At 54.5% G+C, this 22,076-nt stretch carries 20 protein-coding genes, 1 tRNA gene and 1 pseudogene; 21 read left to right on the top strand and 1 reads right to left on the bottom strand.

What is annotated here, in order from left to right; genetic code table 11:
• Positions 1–76: 76 nt before the first annotated feature.
• The 13 genes from P3339_RS20610 to tuf all read left to right on the top strand — a co-directional run bounded on the left by P3339_RS20610 (position 77) and on the right by tuf (position 17,090).
• A tRNA-Trp gene (locus P3339_RS20610) sits at positions 77–152 on the top strand.
• Positions 153–269: 117 nt separating this feature from the next.
• On the top strand, positions 270–638 hold the full coding sequence (gene secE, locus P3339_RS20605; protein ID WP_020411128.1) for a preprotein translocase subunit SecE: 369 nt from the start codon (positions 270–272) through the stop codon (positions 636–638).
• 10 nt (positions 639–648) lie between these two features.
• A complete protein-coding gene (gene nusG, locus P3339_RS20600; RefSeq protein ID WP_026304859.1) occupies positions 649–1,182 on the top strand; it encodes a transcription termination/antitermination protein NusG in 534 nt (177 codons plus the stop codon).
• 158 nt (positions 1,183–1,340) lie between these two features.
• Positions 1,341–1,772 (top strand): 50S ribosomal protein L11, encoded by a 432-nt coding sequence (gene rplK, locus P3339_RS20595; RefSeq protein ID WP_020411126.1) that lies wholly within the window; start codon positions 1,341–1,343, stop codon positions 1,770–1,772.
• Entirely contained in the window at positions 1,773–2,468 is a 696-nt protein-coding gene (gene rplA / locus P3339_RS20590) for a 50S ribosomal protein L1 (RefSeq protein WP_020411125.1), read from the top strand. It abuts the gene before it with no gap.
• A gap of 279 nt (positions 2,469–2,747) precedes the next feature.
• On the top strand, positions 2,748–3,242 hold the full coding sequence (gene rplJ / locus P3339_RS20585; RefSeq protein WP_020411124.1) for a 50S ribosomal protein L10: 495 nt from the start codon (positions 2,748–2,750) through the stop codon (positions 3,240–3,242).
• Between the two features lie 77 nt (positions 3,243–3,319).
• A complete protein-coding gene (gene rplL / locus P3339_RS20580; RefSeq protein ID WP_020411123.1) occupies positions 3,320–3,688 on the top strand; it encodes a 50S ribosomal protein L7/L12 in 369 nt (122 codons plus the stop codon).
• Between the two features lie 297 nt (positions 3,689–3,985).
• Complete coding sequence (rpoB, locus tag P3339_RS20575) at positions 3,986–8,059, top strand: DNA-directed RNA polymerase subunit beta (RefSeq protein WP_282951744.1); 4,074 nt, start codon at positions 3,986–3,988, stop codon at positions 8,057–8,059.
• A 131-nt stretch (positions 8,060–8,190) separates the two neighbouring features.
• The gene (gene rpoC / locus P3339_RS20570) at positions 8,191–12,420 is read left to right on the top strand and encodes a DNA-directed RNA polymerase subunit beta' (protein WP_020411121.1); all 4,230 of its coding nucleotides are present in this window, start codon (positions 8,191–8,193) and stop codon (positions 12,418–12,420) included.
• 249 nt (positions 12,421–12,669) lie between these two features.
• Entirely contained in the window at positions 12,670–13,044 is a 375-nt protein-coding gene (rpsL, locus tag P3339_RS20565) for a 30S ribosomal protein S12 (protein WP_020411120.1), read from the top strand.
• Between the two features lie 110 nt (positions 13,045–13,154).
• On the top strand, positions 13,155–13,625 hold the full coding sequence (rpsG, locus tag P3339_RS20560) for a 30S ribosomal protein S7 (protein WP_020411119.1): 471 nt from the start codon (positions 13,155–13,157) through the stop codon (positions 13,623–13,625).
• Positions 13,626–13,715: 90 nt separating this feature from the next.
• Complete coding sequence (gene fusA / locus P3339_RS20555; protein ID WP_020411118.1) at positions 13,716–15,821, top strand: elongation factor G; 2,106 nt, start codon at positions 13,716–13,718, stop codon at positions 15,819–15,821.
• A gap of 75 nt (positions 15,822–15,896) precedes the next feature.
• A complete protein-coding gene (gene tuf, locus P3339_RS20550) occupies positions 15,897–17,090 on the top strand; it encodes an elongation factor Tu (RefSeq protein WP_020411101.1) in 1,194 nt (397 codons plus the stop codon).
• A gap of 147 nt (positions 17,091–17,237) precedes the next feature.
• Here tuf and P3339_RS20545 read toward each other — a convergent pair.
• Positions 17,238–17,713, bottom strand: a pseudogene (locus P3339_RS20545) (aminoacyl-tRNA deacylase).
• Positions 17,714–17,888: 175 nt separating this feature from the next.
• On the opposite strand from P3339_RS20545, the gene rpsJ reads away from it, so the two are divergent.
• The 8 genes from rpsJ (at position 17,889) to rpsC (ending at position 22,075) form a co-directional block, all read left to right on the top strand.
• Entirely contained in the window at positions 17,889–18,200 is a 312-nt protein-coding gene (rpsJ, locus tag P3339_RS20540) for a 30S ribosomal protein S10 (protein ID WP_010133849.1), read from the top strand.
• 110 nt (positions 18,201–18,310) lie between these two features.
• A complete protein-coding gene (gene rplC / locus P3339_RS20535) occupies positions 18,311–18,946 on the top strand; it encodes a 50S ribosomal protein L3 (protein WP_020411384.1) in 636 nt (211 codons plus the stop codon).
• A gap of 18 nt (positions 18,947–18,964) precedes the next feature.
• Positions 18,965–19,579 carry a 50S ribosomal protein L4 gene (rplD, locus tag P3339_RS20530; protein ID WP_020411385.1) on the top strand — a complete coding sequence of 205 codons (615 nt, stop codon included), beginning with the start codon at positions 18,965–18,967 and terminating at the stop codon, positions 19,577–19,579.
• Complete coding sequence (rplW, locus tag P3339_RS20525; RefSeq protein ID WP_020411386.1) at positions 19,576–19,872, top strand: 50S ribosomal protein L23; 297 nt, start codon at positions 19,576–19,578, stop codon at positions 19,870–19,872. Before rplD ends, rplW begins: the two co-directional genes overlap by 4 nt.
• 14 nt (positions 19,873–19,886) lie before the next feature.
• A complete protein-coding gene (gene rplB / locus P3339_RS20520; protein WP_020411387.1) occupies positions 19,887–20,711 on the top strand; it encodes a 50S ribosomal protein L2 in 825 nt (274 codons plus the stop codon).
• Positions 20,712–20,748: 37 nt separating this feature from the next.
• Positions 20,749–21,027: a 30S ribosomal protein S19 gene (gene rpsS, locus P3339_RS20515; protein WP_020411388.1), complete on the top strand. Its 279-nt coding sequence runs from the start codon at positions 20,749–20,751 to the stop codon at positions 21,025–21,027.
• Between the two features lie 15 nt (positions 21,028–21,042).
• Positions 21,043–21,375, top strand: coding sequence for a 50S ribosomal protein L22 (gene rplV, locus P3339_RS20510; RefSeq protein WP_020411389.1), 333 nt, complete (start codon positions 21,043–21,045; stop codon positions 21,373–21,375).
• A 19-nt stretch (positions 21,376–21,394) separates the two neighbouring features.
• A complete protein-coding gene (gene rpsC / locus P3339_RS20505) occupies positions 21,395–22,075 on the top strand; it encodes a 30S ribosomal protein S3 (RefSeq protein WP_020411390.1) in 681 nt (226 codons plus the stop codon).
• Position 22,076: the final 1 nt, after the last annotated feature.

Here is a 22,076-nt window from a genome sequence, read left to right as displayed (position 1 = left end):
TCCTTGGCGGTGCACCAGATGAGAGGGCAGGCTATAGTCCTCTCCATCTTCGAGTGTTAAAGCACTCGTGATGTACAGGCCAGTAGTTCAATTGGTAGAGCACCGGTCTCCAAAACCGGCTGTTGGGGGTTCGAGTCCCTCCTGGCCTGCCATTTTCAATCACTCCGCTTAGGATAAGCTTAGGGGTGTCGCGAAACCCTGCTTATGAGTGGGGCTTTTGTGTTTTTGAGCACTAGGGGCTTATCTGTAGTGCGCTAAGGGCTTCATATATGAATGCTAAAGCAGAAGCGAAAACCTTTCGTCTTGACGGCCTAAAGTGGCTGCTGATAGTGCTGTTGGTTGGCGGTGCTGTCGCGGGCAACTCTTATTATGCCGAATTCCCCTTGATCTACCGCGTGTTGGCAGTTACTGCCATCTGCTTGGTCGCTCTGGTTGTGGCAGTAAATACCGCCAAAGGCAATGCTCTCTGGCAACTGTTGCGCGAGGCGCAAACCGAGGTCAGGCGCGTGGTTTGGCCGACCCGCCAAGAGGCAACCCAGACCACAGTGATTGTGGTGGTTTTTGTATTGATTATGGCGTTAATTCTCTGGGCGCTGGACTCCGCATTAGGTTGGGCGGCATCCAAACTCATCGGCTAAAGGTTGATACATGTCAAAGCATTGGTATGTGGTCCAGGCTTACTCGGGATATGAGAAGCGTGTTGCCAGCTCCCTAAAAGAGCGAATTGAGCTGCACGAAATGGATCACCTGTTTGGTGAAGTGCTGGTTCCCACCGAAGAAGTGGTGGAGATGCGAGCAGGACAGAAGCGTAAAAGTGAGCGTAAGTTCTTCCCCGGCTATGTTCTGGTGGAAATGGAACTGAATGATGATACCTGGCACCTGGTAAAAGAAACTCCACGTGTGCTCGGTTTTATCGGTGGTAAGGCGGATAGGCCGGCGCCTATTACCGATCGAGAGGCGCAGGCTATCCTGAATCGCATTGATGATTCTGTCGATAAGCCGAAGCCCAAAACACTGTTTGAGCCTGGCGAAATGGTTCGGGTTATCGACGGTCCGTTTAATGATTTCAATGGTGTGGTTGAAGAAGTTAACTACGAGAAGAGCCGCTTGCGCGTAGCAGTGTTGATTTTCGGACGCTCCACCCCGGTTGAGCTGGAATTTAGCCAGGTAGAAAAGACCTGATTCCAGTATATTTTTTTGCCCTCTTTCGCCGCGAGGTGGAAGGGGGTTTTCGCGTCCCCGAAAAATAAGTTTTATTTTTGGGGTTTTGGGGAGCCGGTTCCTTTGATCATAGTGGTTAGTTGGAATGGGCGTTACCACCCATCTAGAGGAGAGCTGTAATGGCTAAGAAAGTAGAAGCTTATATCAAGCTGCAAGTTAAGGCCGGTCAGGCCAATCCAAGTCCACCCGTAGGTCCTGCACTGGGTCAGCACGGCGTGAACATCATGGAATTCTGTAAGGCGTTCAATGCCCAGACCCAGAGCCTCGAGCCAGGTCTGCCAGTGCCGGTTGTGATCTCTGTTTACAGTGATCGCTCCTTCACCTTCATTATGAAATCTCCGCCTGCCGCGGTACTGCTGCGCAAGGCTGCCAAGATCAAGAGCGGTTCCGGTCGTCCTAATACCGACAAGGTGGGCAAGGTTACCCGTGCTCAGCTGGAAGAGATCGTGGAAATGAAGAAAGCCGACCTGACTGCATCCGATATGGACGCGGCCGTGCGCACCATCGCCGGTTCCGCACGCAGTGCCGGTATCGAAGTGGAGGGTCTCTAAGTGGCTAAATTGAGCAAGCGTCAGCGCGCTATCGCTGAGAAAGTGGAAGCTGGCAAGGCTTATGGCATTGAAGAAGCTGTTGCCCTGCTGAAAGAGCTGTCCAACGTTAAGTTTGCAGAGACTGTAGACGCCTCTGTAAACCTGGGCATCGACCCGCGTAAATCCGACCAGGCTGTTCGTGGTGCGACCACTCTGCCGCACGGTACCGGTAAAGAAGTTCGCGTAGCTGTTTTCACCCAGGGTGCAAATGCTGACGCCGCTAAGGAAGCGGGCGCTGACCTGATCGGTATGGATGAGCTGGCTGCCGATGTTAAAGCCGGCAAGATGGACTTCGACGTAGTAATCGCTTCTCCGGATGCGATGCGCGTAGTTGGCCAGCTGGGTCAAATCCTCGGCCCGCGTGGCCTGATGCCGAACCCGAAGACTGGCACTGTAACTCCAGACGTTGCCACTGCTGTTAAGAATGCCAAAGCTGGTCAGGTGCGTTTCCGCGCTGACAAAGGCGGCATCATCCACGGCGGTATCGGCAAGGTAGCTTTCGATGCAAATGCACTGAAAGAAAACCTGGAAGCCCTGGTTGCCGACCTGAAGAAAGCCAAGCCGGCTTCCGCTAAGGGCGTGTACCTGAAGAAGATCACCTTGAGCACCACTATGGGCCCGGGCCTGGTTATCGACCAGTCTTCTCTGACCATCTAATTATGGCAGTGCAGCCCTCTGGGGCTGTATGCCGAAATGAACTTTGGGGTCCACTTGATGCTTCGGCAGAAATGTGGGCCGTCAAAGACCGTAGGTGCCCGGTGCGTTGAGGTTTAACGTGTCTGGCTTAATCCAAACCTCGGCCAGGTTGGTCGCTAAGAGGTTTGAGCCTACGCAGACGGTGTCGCCCAAACCAGTATTTTTTGCTGGATTTGAGCTTTATGCACCGGAACGGATCGGACGGTTAAGTCCGATTTTTTCAAATCCAGGAGTGACACTATGGCTATTGGACTCGAAGACAAGAAAGCGATTGTCGCAGATGTCCAGCAAGCTGCTGAGGGTGCTCTGTCTGCGGTAGTTGCGGATTCCCGCGGCGTAACCGTGAATGACATGACTGCCCTGCGCAAAGAGGCTCGCGAGAACGGCGTTTGGTTAAAAGTCGTCCGCAATACTCTGGCGCGTCGCGCTCTGGCAGGAACCGATTACGAATGTCTGACCGACAAATTCGTAGGTCCCAGCATCATTGCATTTTCCAACGAACACCCGGGTGCCGGTGCGCGCATCCTGAGCCAGTTCGCCAAGGGCAATGACAAGCTGGAACTGAAAGGTGCTGCCTTCGAAGGCGCGATCACCGACGTCGCACTGTTGGCAAGCCTGCCGACATACGACGAGGCGATCGCCAAGCTGATGAGCGTGTTGAAAGAAGCATCTGCTGGCAAGCTGGTTCGCACTATTGCGGCCGTTCGCGACCAAAAAGAGCAGGAAGCTGCATAATTTTTTCGCAAGAGCGAATCGCAGCTTCAAAACGAAATACGAGCAGCTACTGCTCAAACCAATTCAGGTAATGACTCATGTCTCTGACTAAAGAAGATATCATCAACGCTGTTGCTGAAATGTCCGTTAAGGACGTTGTTGAGCTGATCGAAGCGATGGAAGAGAAGTTCGGTGTAACTGCTGCTGCAGCAGTTGTAGCCGGTCCGGCTGGCGGCGAGGCTGCTGCTGAAGAGAAGGACTCTTTCGACGTGATCCTGACCTCTGCAGGCGACAAGAAAGTGAACGTGATTAAAGCTGTTCGCGGCATCACTGGCCTGGGCCTGAAAGAAGCCAAGGCATTGGTTGACGGCGCTCCGAGCCCGCTGAAAGAAGGCGCAACCAAAGACGAAGCTGAAGCCGCTAAGAAAGAGCTGGAAGAAGCTGGCGCAACTGTAGAACTGAAGTAATTCAGTTGTTGCGATTCCCGCTAGCAGTCGCGTAAAGCGGCAGGTAGCGGTAAGGCTGGTGGACTTTGTCCGCCGGCCTTTTTGCCGTTTGCGGTACTGAGGTTTTTAGTGGTGCCGGCGGAAGGAAAAACCGTGGCAAACCTCATTTAACCATAGCGCAGCCATGCTGCCTAAAAGCAAGCGGAGAGGTTTCTGATCAGTACAGCCCAAACTGTGTTGCTCAGAGGCTTCTCGCCCGGAGGAACTCCCGAATGGAGTTCCACGAAGTCTTGTCACTGATCAAGCTGGGGAATTTGAATGGCTTACTCATATACTGAGAAAAAACGTATCCGCAAGGATTTTGGCAAACTGCCTAAGGTCATGGATGTGCCCTTCCTGCTTGCGATACAGCTGGATTCATATCGCAATTTTACACAGGCCGACAAGCGCCCAGATGACCGCCTGGATGTTGGCCTGCAGGCGGCGTTTAAATCTGTATTTCCAATTGTCAGCTATTCCGGCAATGCCGCCCTGGAGTACGTGAGCTATACGCTGGGTAAGCCGGCTTTTGATGTAAAAGAGTGCACCCTGCGCGGTGTCACTTACGCGTGCCCACTGCGCGTGCGAGTACGCCTGATTATTTACGATAAAGAGTCTGCGAATAAGTCCATCAAGGACATCAAAGAGCAGGAAGTGTACATGGGCGAAATCCCGCTCATGACCGACAACGGTACTTTTGTAATCAATGGTACTGAGCGGGTAATCGTATCCCAGTTACACCGTTCCCCGGGTGTATTTTTCGATCACGACAAAGGCAAGACTCACTCCTCCGGTAAGCTGTTGTACGCCGCACGAGTTATCCCTTACCGTGGATCCTGGTTGGATTTCGAGTTCGACCCGAAAGATCTGGTATTCGTACGTATCGACCGTCGCCGCAAACTGCCAGCGACGATTCTGTTGCGTGCACTGGGTTATAGCTCCCAGGAAATGCTGGAGATGTTCTTCGAGACCAGCAGGTTTGAGCTGCACGAGGATCACGTCAGCCTGGAACTGATCCCTTCTCGCTTGCGTGGTGACGTTGCCTCCTTTGATATCAAAGATGACCAGGGCAAGGTGATTGTGGAAGAGGGGCGTCGTATCACTCCGCGCCACATTCGCCAGCTGGAAAAGGCCGGTGTTGAGAAACTGGAAGCACCCCTGGAGTACCTGTTTGGCCGCACCTTGGCCCACGATATTGTCGATGAATCCACTGGCGAAATTGCGGTCGAGTGTAATACCGAGATCACTGCAGAAGTGATCGCGCAGTTGCGTGTGCTGAATATCAAGCAGTTCGATACTCTGTACACCAATGATCTGGACCGGGGACCGTTTATCTCCGATACCTTGCGTGCAGAGCCCTCCCGCACTCAGCTGGAAGCGCTGGTGGAGATCTACCGCATGATGCGCCCGGGCGAGCCACCTACCAAGGAATCTGCGGAGTCCCTGTTCGAGAACCTGTTCTTTACCGACGAGCGCTATGACCTGTCTGCGGTTGGCCGCATGAAGTTCAACCGCCGCCTGGGCCGTGAAGATGAAACAGGCCAGGGCACTCTGAGCAAAGAAGATATCGTTGATGTGCTGAAAATGTTGATCGATATCCGCAACGGCCAGGGTATGGTGGACGATATTGACCACCTGGGTAACCGTCGCGTGCGTTCCGTAGGTGAGATGGCTGAAAACCAGTTCCGCGTTGGCCTGGTGCGTGTTGAGCGCGCGGTCAAAGAGCGCCTGTCCATGGCAGAGTCTGAAGGCCTGATGCCGCAAGACCTGATCAACGCCAAGCCGGTAGCAGCTGCCGTTAAAGAGTTCTTCGGTTCCTCACAGCTGTCTCAGTTTATGGACCAGAACAACCCGCTGTCGGAAGTTACCCACAAGCGCCGTGTTTCCGCACTGGGCCCGGGCGGCCTGACGCGCGAGCGCGCCGGCTTTGAGGTACGAGACGTACACCCTACGCACTACGGCCGCGTATGTCCTATTGAAACACCGGAAGGACCGAACATCGGTCTGATTAACTCCCTGGCGACTTACGCCCGTGCCAACCACTATGGCTTCCTTGAGAGTGCCTACCGCAAAGTGGTTGATGGCAAGGTTACCGACGAAATCGAGTACCTGTCTGCGATTAACGAGGCCAACTACGTAATTGCCCAGGCGTCTGCTGCTGTTGATGATGAAGGCAATTTCACCGATGACCTGGTGAGCGTGCGTCACCAAAATGAATTCGCCCTGAAAGCGCCGGGTGAAATTCAGTATATGGATGTATCCGCTAAGCAGGTGGTTTCTGTAGCTGCGGCAATGATTCCTTTCCTTGAGCACGATGACGCCAACCGTGCATTGATGGGATCGAACATGCAACGCCAGGCGGTTCCAACCCTGCGTGCTGAAAAGCCGTTGGTGGGTACCGGTATGGAACGCACTGTGGCGCGTGACTCCGGTGTGTGTGTGGTAGCCAAGCGCGGCGGTGTGATTGAACGTGTAGATTCCAGCCGCGTTGTAGTGCGAGTGGCTGATGCTGAGGTTGAAGCCGGTGATGCAGGTGTGGATATCTACAACCTGACCAAGTACATCCGCTCCAACCAGAATACCTGTATTAACCAACGCCCGATCGTAAGCACCGGTGATCGCGTTGAGCGCGGTGACATTCTTGCCGATGGCCCGTCTGTTGATCTGGGTGAGCTGGCACTGGGCCAGAATATGCGCATCGCATTTATGCCCTGGAATGGTTACAACTTTGAGGACTCCATCCTTATCAGTGAGCGTGTTGTACAGGAAGACCGCTTCACCACCATCCATATTCAGGAGCTGACCTGTATTGCCCGTGATACCAAGTTGGGTAGTGAGGAAATCACCGCGGATATTCCTAACGTGGGTGAGTCTGCGCTGAATAAACTGGATGAATCCGGCATCGTGTATATCGGTGCGGAAGTGGGCCCCGGCGATATTCTGGTGGGCAAGGTAACTCCGAAAGGTGAAGCACAGCTGACTCCGGAAGAGAAGCTGCTGCGCGCAATCTTCGGTGAGAAAGCCTCCGACGTTAAGGACACCTCCCTGCGTGCGCCTAGCGGCACCCGCGGTACCGTGATCGATGTACAGGTGTTTACCCGCGACGGTCTGCAAAAAGACCAGCGTTCCATCGATATCGAGAAAGCCCAGTTGGATGAGGTTCGCAAGGACCTGAACGAAGAATACCGCATCGTTGAAGCCGCTACTTTTGAGCGCTTGCAGAACGCATTGCAAGGCCAGAAAGCCGCTGGTGGTAAAGGTATCAGCAAAGGTCAGGAACTGACTGCTGAAGTGCTGGGTGCGCTGCCACGCGAAGACTGGTTCAAGCTGCGTATGGAAGAAGAAGGCTTGAATGATCAGCTGGAAAAGGCGGAAGCTCAGTTGAAAGAGCGCCGTAAGCTGCTGGACGAAGCCTTCGAAGACAAGAAGAAGAAACTGGAGTCCGGCGATGACCTGGCTCCAGGCGTATTGAAAATCGTTAAGGTCTACCTGGCGATCAAGCGCCGCATCCAGCCGGGCGACAAGATGGCCGGTCGCCATGGTAACAAGGGTGTGATCTCCGTAATCAAGCCCGTTGAGGATATGCCGTACGACCAAAACGGTGAGCCGGTAGACATCGTTCTGAATCCACTGGGGGTTCCCTCGCGGATGAACGTCGGGCAGGTTCTGGAAATGCACTTGGGCATGGCTGCTAAAGGCCTCGGCGTCAAAGTCGACAAGATGATTAAGGAGCAGCAGGAAATTGCCAAGGTACGCGGTTTCCTGGAAGAGGTTTACAACTCCACCGGTGGTCGCCGTGAGGAGCTGGAAACCCTGTCCGATGAGGAAGTCATGGGAATGGCGCACAACCTGCGTCGCGGTGTGCCTATGGCAACTCCCGTATTCGACGGTGCCGATGAGAGCGAAATCAAGCAATTGCTCCGTCTTGCGGATATCCCAGATTCCGGACAGATTACTCTGCACGACGGCCGTACAGGCGATGCCTTTGAACGTCCTGTGACTGTGGGCTACATGTACATGCTCAAGCTGAACCACCTGGTGGACGACAAGATGCACGCGCGTTCCACTGGTTCCTACAGCCTGGTTACCCAGCAGCCACTCGGCGGTAAGGCCCAGTTCGGTGGTCAGCGTTTCGGGGAGATGGAGGTCTGGGCACTGGAAGCTTACGGTGCGGCTTACACCCTGCAGGAAATGCTCACAGTTAAATCCGATGACGTGGAAGGTCGTACCAAGATGTACAAAAACATCGTGGACTCTGACCACCGTATGGAGCCCGGCATGCCGGAATCCTTCAACGTACTGGTTAAGGAAATCCGCTCTCTCGGTATGAACTTCGAGCTCGAGCACGAGTAAGACCGATTTGTGCAGCAGCCTGTTAGCAGGCGAATTGAGACAAGTGCCGGCGCCCCTGAATGCAGTAGGGCACCGGCCCACCCGGCACAGCTTGTCTGCCGGGTTGACTATCCCCTAGTGGAGGAAAGGCCTTGAAAGATTTATTAAATCTGGTGAAGTCCCAGGAGCACCTGGAAGAGTTTGATGCGATCCGCATCGGTCTGGCCTCGCCGGACATGATTCGCTCCTGGTCCTACGGCGAAGTGAAGAAGCCGGAGACCATTAACTATCGTACCTTCAAGCCAGAGCGCGAAGGTTTGTTCTGTGCCAAGATCTTTGGTCCAGTGAAGGATTACGAGTGCTTGTGCGGTAAGTACAAGCGCATGAAGCATCGCGGCATTATCTGTGAGAAGTGTGGCGTTGAAGTTACCAAGGCCAAAGTGCGCCGTGAGCGTATGGGCCACATTGAGCTGGCTAGCCCGGTTGCGCATATCTGGTTCCTGAAATCCCTGCCGTCCCGTATCGGCCTGCTGCTGGATATGACCCTGCGTGATATCGAGCGTGTGCTGTATTTTGAATCCTACGTGGTAACCGAGCCCGGCATGACCACCCTGGAGCGCGGCCAGCTGCTAAATGACGAGCAGTACTTCGAGGCGATGGAAGAATTCGCCGATGAGTTCGAAGCAAAGATGGGTGCCGAAGCGATCCAGGAGTTGATGAGTGACATCGAATTGCCTGCTGAGATTCAGCGTCTGCGTGAAGAGATCCCGGCTACCAACTCCGAGACCAAGATCAAGAAACTGTCCAAGCGCCTGAAGCTGCTGGAAGCTTTCTACAAGTCCGGCAATAACCCCGAGTGGATGGTAATGCAGGCACTGCCTGTTCTGCCGCCGGATCTGCGCCCACTGGTACCGTTGGATGGTGGCCGCTTTGCGACCTCCGATCTGAACGACCTCTACCGCCGTGTGATTAACCGTAACAACCGCCTGAAGCGCCTGCTCGAGTTGAATGCGCCAGATATTATCGTGCGCAACGAAAAGCGTATGCTGCAGGAATCTGTGGATGCGCTGTTGGATAATGGTCGTCGCGGCCGTGCCATCACTGGCTCTAACAAGCGCCCGCTGAAGTCCCTGGCGGACATGATTAAAGGTAAGCAAGGTCGTTTCCGTCAGAACCTGCTGGGTAAGCGTGTTGACTATTCCGGTCGTTCCGTAATTGTGGTCGGTCCGACCCTGCGCCTGCATCAGTGTGGCCTGCCCAAGAAAATGGCGTTGGAGCTGTTCAAACCGTTTATTTTCGGCAAGCTCGAAGCCCGAGGCCTGGCCACCACCATCAAAGCTGCCAAGAAAATGGTAGAGCGCGAGGAAGCGGTCGTTTGGGATATTCTCGACGAAGTTATCCGCGAGCACCCGGTACTGCTTAACCGTGCCCCGACTCTTCACCGTCTGGGTATCCAGGCGTTTGAGCCGGTACTGATTGAAGGTAAAGCAATCCAGCTGCACCCGCTGGTTTGTGCCGCCTATAACGCCGACTTCGACGGCGACCAGATGGCAGTACACGTACCGCTGACTATTGAAGCGCAGCTGGAATCCCGCGCGCTGATGATGTCCACCAACAATATCCTGTCGCCCGCAAACGGTGAACCGATCATCGTACCTTCCCAGGACGTGGTGCTGGGTCTGTATTGGATGACCCGTGAGCGTGTAAATGATAGAGGCGAGGGCATGTTCTTCTCCGATATCAAGGAAGTGAGCCGCGCCTTCTACGCCAAGCAGGTTGGCTTGCAGGCGAAAGTCAAGGTGCGCATCCGCGAGAAGATTCTTGGTGAGGATGGGGAGAAGCACGAGAGTATCTCTGTACAGGACACCACTGTCGGCCGTGCGCTGCTTTGGAACATCGTACCGGAAGGCCTACCGTTCGAGCTGGTTAACCAGCCGATGAAAAAGAAATCCATTTCTCGTGTGCTTAACGAGTGCTACCGCAAGGTGGGCCTGAAGGCGACAGTTATTTTCGCTGACCAGCTGATGTACACCGGTTTCGATTTCTCTACAAAGTCCGGTTCCTCCATTGGTGTGAATGACTTTGAAATCCCAGCTGCCAAGGCCGACCTGATCGGCGCTGCTGAAGCTGAAGTAAAAGAGATTGAAAGCCAGTTTGCTTCTGGTCTGGTAACCCAGGGTGAGAAGTACAACAAGGTTATCGATGTTTGGTCCCGTACCAACGATAAGGTAACCCAGGCAATGATGGCGGGGATCAAGAAAGAGAAGGTGATCGATCGCGAGGGTAAAGAAGCCGAGCAGGATTCCTTCAACTCTGTATACATGTACGCCGACTCAGGCGCACGGGGTTCTGAGGCGCAGATTCGCCAGCTCGCTGGTATGCGTGGTCTGATGGCTCGTCCAGATGGTTCCATTATTGAGAACGCCATTACCGCGAACTTCCGTGAAGGTCTGACTGTACAGCAGTACTTCATCTCGACCCACGGTGCTCGTAAAGGTCTGGCGGATACCGCACTGAAAACCGCTAACTCCGGTTACCTGACTCGCCGCCTGGTGGATGTTGCTCAAGACGTGGTAATCACTGAAGTGGATTGTGGCACCGATGATGGTCTGACAATGGCGCCGGTAATTGAGGGTGGTGACGTAATCGAGTCTCTCGGTGACCGTATCCTCGGCCGTGTTGTAGCCCGTGATGTCCTCAAGCCTGGTAGCGATGAAATTGCCGTTCCCGCTGGCACTATGATCGACGAGAAGTGGGTAGAGCGCATCGAAGCCATGGGTATCGATGAGGTTCTGGTTCGCTCCCCGATCAGCTGTACCACCGCCCACGGTATTTGTGCCCAGTGTTACGGTCGTGACCTGGCCCGTGGCCACCGCGCCAACCCAGGTGAGTCTGTGGGTGTTGTTGCCGCACAGTCTATCGGTGAGCCGGGCACTCAGCTGACCATGCGTACCTTCCACATTGGTGGTGCTGCGAGCCGTGCTTCTGCAGCGGACAGTATTCAGGTGAAGCTGGGCGGTACCGTACGCCTGCACAATGTGAAGACAGTGAAAACCGAAGCTGGCACTCTGGTAGCGGTTTCCCGCTCCGGTGAGTTGGCTATTGCTGATGGTGCTGGCCGCGAGCGTGAGCGCTATAAGCTGCCTTACGGCGCTGTGATCAGCGTTTACGAAGGTGCTGAGGTAGACGGTGGCCAGATCGTGGCCAAGTGGGATCCGCACACCCACCCGATCATCACCGAGGTTGCCGGTTGGGTGAAGCTGTCCGGTATGGAAGACGGTCTCTCTATTCGCAAGCAGACCGATGATATTACCGGTCTGTCCTCTATTGAGGTAATCGATCCGGCCGAGCGTCCGGCAGCGGGTAAAGACCTGCGTCCTGCAGTAACCCTGGTTGATGAAAATGGCGAAGAGCTGACTCTGGCTAACAGTAATGCGCCGGCGCACTACGCATTGCCGCCGCGCGCCATCCTCAGTCTGGCTGAAGGCAAACAAGTGAACGTGGGTGACGTTATCGCGCGTATTCCGCAGGAATCCGGTGGTACCAAGGATATCACCGGTGGTCTGCCGCGCGTTGCCGACCTGTTCGAGGCCCGTAAGCCGAAAGAGCCGTCTATCCTGGCGGAAATCTCCGGTACTGTTTCCTTCGGTAAAGAGACCAAGGGCAAGGTTCGTCTGCAGATTACTCCGCGCGACGGCAAGCCTCTGGCCAACGGTAAGGATCACTATGAGGTTCTGATTCCGAAGCACCGTCAGCTGACTGTGTTCGAGGGTGAAACCGTAGAAAAGGGTGAGGTTATCTCTGATGGCCCGTCAAACCCGCATGACATCCTGCGCCTGAAAGGTGTGGAAGAGCTGGCACGCTACATCACCAATGAGATCCAGGAAGTTTACCGTCTCCAGGGTGTAGGCATTAACGATAAGCACATCGAGACGATTGTGCGTCAGATGCTGCGTAAAGTGGAGATCACCGAGATGGGTGACTCCGGCTTTATTAAGGGCGATCAGGTTGAATACCAACGCGTGATAGAAGAGAACGAACAGCTGCGTGCCGAAAACAAGCAGCCTGCGCAATTCGAGCGTCTGTTGCTGGGTATCACTAAAGCCTCTTTGGCCACCGAGTCCTTCCTGTCGGCGGCTTCGTTCCAGGAGACTACTCGCGTTCTAACTGAAGCGGCGGTAACCGGCAAGGAAGACAGCCTGCGCGGTCTGAAAGAGAACGTAGTAGTGGGTCGCCTGATTCCGGCAGGTACTGGTCTGGCCTACCACAGCGAGCGCAAGCGCAAGCGCAGCCTGCAGTTGGAAGAGAGCTTCAGTGAAGGTCCTTCCGCAGCAGAGGTGGAAGCGGCCTTGACCGAGGCCTTGAAGTCCTCTGGCGAATAAGGTGTATTCCCACTCTGCCTTGCCGGCGGAGTGGGGTATATCCAGGCATTTCGGTGCCGAGTGAGATTGGCGACTGTCTGTGATGTAAGCACTTACTTCCGTCGCCGATTGACTAGGCGGGTTGTCGCTTATAGAATGCGGCCCCCGCTGATGTGGGGTGTTTCGTCCGGCCTTCGAGTCGGCGCTACACACAGACGACAGGCCCTCACTGTAAGAGGTGGGGGCATTTTATTTTTGGAGTGATTTTTAATGGCAACGATCAACCAGTTGGTTCGTAAGCCGAGAAAACGCAAAGTCGAAAAAAGCGACGTTCCCGCTCTGCAGGCCAGCCCGCAGCGTCGTGGAGTTTGCACTCGCGTGTACACCACTACACCGAAGAAGCCGAACTCCGCACTGCGCAAAGTTTGCCGTGTGCGTCTCACCAACGGTTTCGAAGTAACTTCGTACATCGGTGGTGAAGGCCACAACCTGCAGGAGCACAGCGTGGTACTGATTCGCGGCGGTCGTGTAAAAGACCTGCCGGGTGTGCGTTACCACACTGTACGCGGTGCACTTGACTGTGCCGGCGTAAACGACCGCAAGCAGGGCCGTTCTAAGTACGGCGCCAAGCGTCCTAAAGGTTAATCTCCTTTAACGATTTGCGTTTCGGTTTCCAACCGGAGTAAGGCTGAGCTCGCCGGATTGTAAGGTTTTACGGCGGCGTCTCAGAATAACCCTGAAGAGAGGCAATACCCATGCCGAGAAGACGAGTAGTCGCCAAGCGCGAAGTACTACCCGATCCCAAGTTCGGGAACGTCACCCTGGCCAAGTTCATGAACCATGTCATGATCAGCGGCAAGAAGTCAGTAGCAGAGCGTATCGTATACGGTGCCCTGGAGACTGTTTCTGAAAAAATGAACAAAGACCCTATCGAAGTATTTGAGGAGTCTTTGGAAAACATCGCGCCTATGGTGGAAGTTAAATCCCGCCGTGTTGGTGGTGCGACCTATCAGGTGCCTGTAGAAGTGCGCCCCTCGCGCCGTATGGCTCTGGCAATGCGTTGGTTGGTGGAGTTCTCCCGCAAGCGCGGCGAGAAGTCCATGGCTCAGCGCCTGGCCAATGAAATGATCGATGCAGCTCAGAACAAGGGCGGTGCGGTCAAGAAGCGTGAAGATGTACACCGCATGGCGGAAGCCAACAAGGCGTTCTCTCACTACCGCTTCTAAGTCTGATGATTACCAACATCGGAAATTAATACCGAAAGGCAGCACGGAAATTTCCAGGCTGCCTTTTGCCGTTATATCGAGGATACAACTGTGGCACGTAAAACGCCTATCGCACGTTACCGCAACATCGGTATCTGTGCCCACGTAGACGCCGGTAAAACCACCACTACTGAGCGCGTACTTTTCTACACTGGTCTGTCCCACAAAATTGGTGAGGTGCACGAAGGCGCCGCAACCATGGACTGGATGGAGCAGGAGCAGGAGCGTGGTATTACCATCACTTCCGCTGCAACCACCTGTTTCTGGGCCGGCATGCAGCAGCAGTTCGACCAGCACCGCGTAAACATCATCGACACCCCGGGACACGTTGACTTCACCATTGAAGTAGAGCGCTCCCTGCGCGTACTCGACGGCGCGGTTGTTGTTCTGTGTGGTTCCTCTGGTGTTCAGCCTCAAACTGAAACCGTTTGGCGCCAGGCGAACAAATACGAAGTACCGCGCATGGTATTCGTCAACAAGATGGACCGCGCCGGTGCGAACTTCCGCAACGTTGTGAGCCAGCTGAAAGACCGTCTGAACGCAAACGCTGTACCGCTGCAAATGACCATCGGTGCTGAGGACGAGTTCAAGGGTGTTGTTGACCTGGTGAAGATGAAAGCCATCATCTGGAACGAAGCAGACCAGGGCATGACCTTTGAATACGCTGACATCCCCGCTGAGCTGCAGGACGAGTGCGACGAAATGCGCGAGTACCTGGTAGAAGCGGCGGCTGAAGCCAGCGAAGAGCTGATGGAGAAATACCTGGAAGAGGGTGAGCTGACCGAAGACGAGATCAAGGCAGCTATCCGCCAGCGTACTCTGGCCAACGAAATCGTTCCGGTTCTGGGCGGCTCCGCCTTCAAGAACAAGGGCGTACAAGCTGTACTGGACGCAGTTATCGAATACCTGCCGGCGCCGACTGAAGTTAAGGCGATCGAAGGTACTCTGGAAGACGGCGAAACCGTTGAGACCCGCGAAGCGGATGACGAGGCTCCGTTCGCCGCTCTGGCGTTCAAAATTGCTACCGATCCCTTCGTTGGCACCCTGACTTTCTTCCGTGTCTACTCCGGTAAGCTGGAGAGCGGTACTGCGGTATACAACTCCGTAAAAATGAAGAAAGAGCGCGTTGGCCGTATGGTGCAGATGCACTCCAACGACCGTCAGGAAATTAAAGAAGTATTGGCTGGCGACATCGCAGCTGCGATCGGTCTGAAGGATGTAACCACTGGTGACACCCTGTGTGCCGAGAGCAACAAGATTGTTCTGGAGCGTATGGAGTTCCCAGAGCCGGTAATTTCTGTTGCGGTTGAGCCCAAGTCCAAGCCGGACCAGGAAAAAATGGGTATTGCCCTCGGCAAGCTGGCCCAGGAAGACCCGTCTTTCCGTGTGAAGACCGACGAGGAAACCGGTCAGACCATCATCTCTGGTATGGGTGAGCTGCACCTGGACATCATCGTCGACCGTATGCGTCGCGAGTTCAACGTTGAAGCGAACATCGGTAAGCCTCAGGTTGCCTACCGTGAAGCGATCCGTAACACCTCTGAGATCGAAGGCAAGTTCGTTCGTCAGTCCGGTGGTCGTGGTCAGTTCGGTCACGTATGGGTGAAATTTGAGCCCGCTGAAGACGAGTCCCAGGAAGGTCTGGAATTTGTTAACGAAATCGTGGGCGGTGTTGTACCTAAGGAATACATCCCGGCGGTATCAAAAGGTATCGAAGAGCAGATGCAAAACGGTGTTCTGGCTGGCTACCCGCTGCTGGGCCTGAAGGCAACTCTGTACGACGGTTCCTACCACGATGTGGACTCCAGTGAAATGGCGTTTAAAATCGCCGGCTCCATGGCGACCAAGAAGCTGTCCTCTGTGGGCGGTGCAGTACTGCTTGAGCCGATGATGAAGGTGGAAGTGGTAACTCCGGAAGAGAACATGGGTGACGTGGTTGGTGATCTCAACCGTCGTCGTGGCCTCATCCAGGGTATGGAAGACAACCCCGCTGGTAAGGTTGTCAACGCGGAAGTACCTCTGGCAGAGATGTTCGGTTACGCAACCGACCTGCGTTCTGCTACTCAGGGCCGTGCTACCTACACCATGGAGTTCCTGAAGTACGCCGAAGCGCCGAAAAATGTTGCCGATGAGATCATCGCAAAGAACAAGGCCTAATTAACTTCTGCTCAAAAGGGTCTCAGTGAATGGCTGAGGCTTCTTTGGCAAACTTTTAGCTAGAGGACATCTAAGATGGCAAAAGAAAAGTTTGAACGTTCCAAGCCCCACGTGAACGTGGGCACCATCGGTCACGTTGACCACGGTAAAACCACCCTGACCGCTGCTCTGACCCGCGTATGTGCGGAAGTATGGGGCGGTGACGCTGTAGCTTTCGACGGTATCGACAATGCACCGGAAGAGCGTGAGCGCGGTATCACTATCGCTACCTCTCACGTTGAGTACGAGTCCCCGACTCGCCACTACGCGCACGTAGACTGCCCGGGACACGCCGACTACGTTAAGAACATGATCACCGGTGCTGCTCAGATGGACGGCGCTATCCTGGTATGTTCCGCAGCTGACGGCCCCATGCCGCAGACTCGTGAGCACATCCTGCTCTCCCGTCAGGTAGGTGTACCTTACATCGTTGTGTTCCTGAACAAAGCGGACATGGTAGACGACGAAGAGCTGCTCGAGCTGGTAGAGATGGAAGTTCGCGAACTTCTGGACCAGTACGAGTTCCCGGGTGACGACACTCCGATCATCGTTGGTTCTGCTCTGATGGCCCTGAACGGCGAAGACGACAACGAAATGGGTACCACCGCTGTTAAGAAGCTGGTTGAAACCCTGGACGAGTACATTCCTGAGCCGGAGCGCGCTGTAGACCTGCCGTTCCTGATGCCGATCGAAGACGTATTCTCTATCTCCGGCCGTGGTACCGTGGTAACCGGTCGTGTAGAGCGCGGTGTAATCCACACTGGCGACGAGATCGAGATCGTTGGTATCAAAGAGACCACCACTACCACCTGTACTGGTGTTGAGATGTTCCGCAAGCTGCTCGACGAAGGTCGTGCAGGTGAGAACATCGGCGCGCTGCTGCGCGGCACCAAGCGTGACGAAGTGGAGCGTGGTCAGGTACTGGCTAAGCCAGGTTCTATCACTCCGCACACCAAGTTCGAAGCGGAAGTGTACGTACTGTCCAAGGACGAAGGTGGTCGTCACACCCCGTTCTTTAAAGGCTACCGTCCTCAGTTCTACTTCCGTACTACCGACGTAACTGGTGCGGTAGAGCTGCCGGAAGGTACTGAAATGGTAATGCCGGGCGACAACATTCAAATGGTTGTTACCCTGATCGCTCCGATCGCCATGGAAGACGGCCTGCGCTTCGCTATTCGCGAAGGTGGTCGTACCGTAGGTGCGGGCGTTGTTGCTAAGATCATCGAGTAATCGTTACTCGTGATCTGAAAAAGCCGCGGCGGAAACGCTGCGGCTTTTTTTATGCCCGAAATAGAGATTTGGAGTTAAGGGTTGGCGACATAATTGAAAGCACCCTTAATTACGGTTGGCCAGCGGCCTGGTTGGTCGGGTGGTAATTTACGGCCAATCCTTGCTCAGGTCGGCTGTGTGGCTGCTGATAAAGAGCTTGGTGAATTGTGGTCCGTCCATTTCCACAAGTTCTTCGTGGTCACCGGCCTCGAAATAAATGGTCTCCTGGTGGCTGAGGCTGCTGTCCAGCAGGGTGGTGATGCCATAAGCCTGGCCAATTGGGGGAGGGCGCCCAATTCACAATCCGGGAAGATTGAACCGAGTTCATTCTCCGCAACCATTTCCAGGCCGTTACGACCGGTTTCCATATGTACGGCACGCATATCCAGGCTGCTACTGGCGGGTATCACCACCATTACATAGCCGTCATTGTCCTGCAGCATAATCGCCTTGGCTACCTGGTCCTCTCTGACATGGGCTGCGTGTGCGCTTTCGCGGCTGGTTCGTGTGTGTGGGTGTTGAACCAGGTGGTAGTCGACCGACTGGTCATTGAGGTATTGACTCAATTTTGCGGCAATAGTCATTTCTGTACCCTCGTTCCACTTTAGGTACTTCATTGTAGTTTGCGCAGATTGAAATTTGCGCAGGCTGTACAGTTGACAGCCTCCCGCGCTCCCCGTAGAATTCGCGCTCCTTTTCGCCCGCCCTCGGGGCTGCGGAAGAGGACGTTCTTTAGTTCATAAGTTGGAGTTTGATTCCATGCAGGGTCAACGTATCCGTATTCGCCTGAAGGCCTTCGATCACAAGCTGATCGACGCGTCCACTCAGGAGATCGTAGAGACGGCTAAGCGCACTGGCGCACAAGTTCGCGGTCCTATCCCGCTGCCGACTCGCAAAGAGAAGTACACCGTACTGATTTCTCCGCACGTTAATAAAGACGCTCGCGACCAGTACGAAATCCGTACTCACAAGCGTTTGCTGGACATCGTTGAGCCTACCGAGAAAACCGTCGACGCGCTGATGAAGCTCGATCTGGCGGCCGGTGTTGAGGTCCAAATTAGTCTCGGCTAACACTTTTACTAACTACCGAATCCCGGGCGAAAAAGGTCCGGGTAGTGTAACGCTCTGAAACTGGGCGGCCGCAGTGGGTTAAAGCCCCGTGCACTGAGAGGTTAATAAAGATGACTATAGGTATTGTCGGCCGCAAGAGCGGCATGACTCGCATCTTCACTGAAGATGGCGTATCCATTCCGGTAACCGTTGTTGAGGTTGCTCCGAATCGCGTCACCCAGGTGAAAACTCAGGAAACTGATGGCTATACCGCTGTTCAAGTAGCAGTGGGTAACCGCAAAGCTTCCCGTGTCTCCAAGCCCGAAGCGGGCCACTTCGCCAAAGCCAATGTAGAGGCTGGCACTAATCTTTTCGAACTGCGCACTGATGGTTCTGAAGAGACTTTCGAAATCGGTTCTGAAATCACTGTCTCCAGCTTCGAAGCTGGCCAGATGATCGACGTAACCGGCACTTCCAAAGGTAAAGGCTTCCAGGGCGGCGTTAAGCGTTGGAATTTCCGCACCCAGGACGCAACCCACGGTAACTCCCTGTCTCACCGCGCACCCGGTTCTATCGGTCAATGTCAGACTCCTGGCCGCGTATGGAAAGGCAAGAAGATGGCTGGCCATATGGGTGCTGAGCGCGTAACCGTGCAAAACCTGGAAGTGGTTCGTGTCGATGCCGAACGCAACCTGCTGTTGGTTAAAGGCGCTGTTCCCGGTGCACCCGGTGGCAATGTTATCGTTCGTCCGGCAGTTAAAGCCTAAGTCTGAGGGGAAATAGATATGGAACTGAATATCGCTACTCCCGAAGGCGCTAAAGGCACAGTAGCTGTCTCTGAAGTGACTTTCGGGCGTGAGTTCAACCAAGATCTGGTGCACCAGGCAGTAGTGGCCTATATGGCCGGCGCTCGCCAGGGTACCAAGGCGCAGAAGAATCGTTCCGACGTTTCTGGTGGTGGCAAGAAGCCATGGCGCCAAAAAGGTACTGGCCGTGCACGTGCCGGTACTATCCGCAGCCCGCTGTGGCGTTCCGGTGGCGTAACTTTCGCCGCTGATCCGCGCGATCACAGCGTTAAGCTGAACAAGAAAATGTACCGCGCTGCACTGCGTTGCATTCTGTCTGAGCTGGCTCGTCAGGAGCGCCTGGTAGTGGTTGAATCCTTCGACGTGGATGCACCCAAGACCAAGCAGCTGGTAAGCAAACTGGCTCAATTTGACCTGTCCGACGCGCTGATCGTGACTGAAGAGGTTAGCGAAAACCTCTACCTGGCCGCTCGCAACTTGCACAAGATCGACGTCCGCGATGTACAGGCGATCGATCCCGTAAGCCTGATTCGCTTTGATAAGGTCGTGGTTACCGTTTCTGCGCTCAAGAAAATTGAAGAGGTGCTGGGATGAACCAAGAGCGACTCTACAAAGTACTGCTGGGCCCGGTAATTTCCGAAAAAGCTGCTGTGCTGGCCGATAGTGCCAACCAGGTGGTTTTCAAGGTTTCCACCGATGCTGAGAAAGCAGAAATCAAGGCTGCGGTAGAGAAACTGTTTAACGTTTCCGTTGAGCAGGTTCGCACCGTGAACGTAAAAGGTAAAACCAAGCGCACTCGCCACGGCATGGGCCGTCGCAGCGACTGGAAAAAAGCCTACGTTCGCCTGGCTGAAGGCAGCGACATCAACTTTGAAGCTGCTGAGTAAAGGGGACTGTTACAATGGCAATTGTAAAAACAAAACCGACCTCCGCCGGCCGTCGTCACCTGGTTAAGGTTGTTAACCCCGACCTGCACAAAGGTGCTCCTTACGCTCCTCTGCTGGAGAGTAAAAGCAAAAGCGGTGGCCGTAACAACAATGGTCGTATTACCACTCGCCACATCGGCGGTGGTCACAAGCAGCACTACCGCGTTATCGACTTCAAGCGCAACAAAGACGGTATTCCGGCTAAAGTTGAGCGCCTGGAGTACGATCCCAATCGCAGCGCGCACATCGCTCTGGTGTGTTATGCAGATGGTGAGCGTCGTTACATCATTGCACCGAAAGGCCTGAAGGCTGGTGCCACCATTCAGTCCGGCGATGCCGCACCGATTGCTGTGGGTAACACTCTGCCTCTGCGCAACGTTCCGGTAGGTTCTGTAATTCACGGCATTGAGCTGAAGCCTGGTAAAGGCGCTCAGTTAGCCCGCTCTGCAGGTGCCTCTGTGCAGCTGGTAGCTCGTGAAGGCCAGTACGCGACTATTCGTCTGCGTTCCGGCGAAATGCGTAAGGTTCTCGCTGAGTGCCGCGCAACCCTGGGTGAAGTGAGCAACTCCGAGCACAGCCTGCGCAAGCTGGGTAAAGCCGGTGCTGCACGCTGGCGTGGTGTTCGTCCTACCGTTCGCGGTGTGGCGATGAACCCGGTAGATCACCCGCACGGTGGTGGTGAAGGTCGTACCTCCGGTGGCCGTCACCCTGTTACTCCGTGGGGCGTTCCGACCAAGGGTAAGAAAACGCGCAAGAACAAGCGCACCGATAAGATGATAGTACGTCGTCGCGGCAAGTAAGCCGCGCGATGTCTGAGCAGCTAGAGAGGAATCGACAGTGCCACGCTCATTAAAGAAAGGTCCCTTTATTGATCTGCATTTGATCAAGAAGGTGGAGGCGGCGATTGAAGCAAACGATCGTCGACCGATTAAAACCTGGTCCCGCCGTTCCATGATTATGCCGGAAATGGTTGGACTGACGATTGCCGTACACAACGGTCGTCAACACGTGCCCGTTTTGGTTAACGAAGAAATGGTTGGCCACAAACTGGGCGAGTTCGCTGCTACCCGCACTTACCGCGGTCATGCTGCGGACAAGAAAGCGAAGAAGCGCTAAGCCGAGGTTAAAAAGATGGAAGTAGCAGCAAAATTACGCGGCGCACGTCTATCGGCGCAAAAGGCGCGACTGGTAGCTGATCAGGTTCGCGGCAAAGGCGTTGAAGAAGCCCTGGATATTCTTGCATTTAGCAATAAAAAGGGTGCGGCGATTGTCAAGAAAGTACTGGAATCGGCCATTGCCAACGCTGAGCACAACGAAGGTGCTGACGTTGACGAGCTGAAAGTTTCCACAATTTTTGTGGACGAAGGTATGACCATGAAGCGCATTAAACCGCGTGCGAAAGGTCGTGCAGATCGCATTCTTAAGCGTACTTGTCACATCACTGTGAAAGTGGCCGAGAAATAAGAGAGCAGGCGAGAAAACCATGGGACAAAAAGTACATCCTACCGGCATTCGTCTGGGTATCGTTAAAAAGCATACCTCTGTTTGGTATGCCGGCAGCGACGAGTACGCAGACAAGCTGTACACGGATCTGAAAGTTCGCGAATACATTCGCAAAAAACTGGCCCACGCTTCCGTGAGCCGTATCGAGATCGAACGTCCGGCAAACACTGCACGTGTGACTATTCACACTGCACGCCCCGGTATCGTAATCGGTAAAAAAGGTGAAGACGTAGAACGTCTGCGCAACGAAGTAAGCGCGCAGATGGGCGTACCTGTGCACATCGATATCGAAGAAGTGCGCAAGCCTGATATGGACGCGGCTCTGGTTGGCCAGAACGTTGCCCAGCAGCTGGAACGCCGTGTTATGTTCCGTCGCGCTATGAAGCGTGCGGTACAGAACGCTATGCGTCAGGGTGCCGAAGGTATCAAGATTCAGGTGAGTGGTCGTCTCGGTGGTGCGGAAATCGCACGTACCGAATGGTACCGCGAAGGTCGTGTGCCCCTGCACACCCTGCGCGCTAACATCGACTACGCCACTGCTGAAGCGATGACAACCTACGGCATCATCGGTATCAAGGTGTGGATCTTTAAAGGCGAAGTTATCGGTGACGAAGTTCCCGATGAGAAGCCGGCTAAGACCCGCAAGAAAGCTGCTAAATAAG

Origin of the sequence: Microbulbifer sp. MLAF003, from assembly GCF_030012965.1 — a bacterium.
Classification (GTDB): Bacteria; Pseudomonadota; Gammaproteobacteria; order Pseudomonadales; family Cellvibrionaceae; genus Microbulbifer; species Microbulbifer variabilis.
This window is presented reverse-complemented; position numbering and strand designations above follow the sequence as displayed.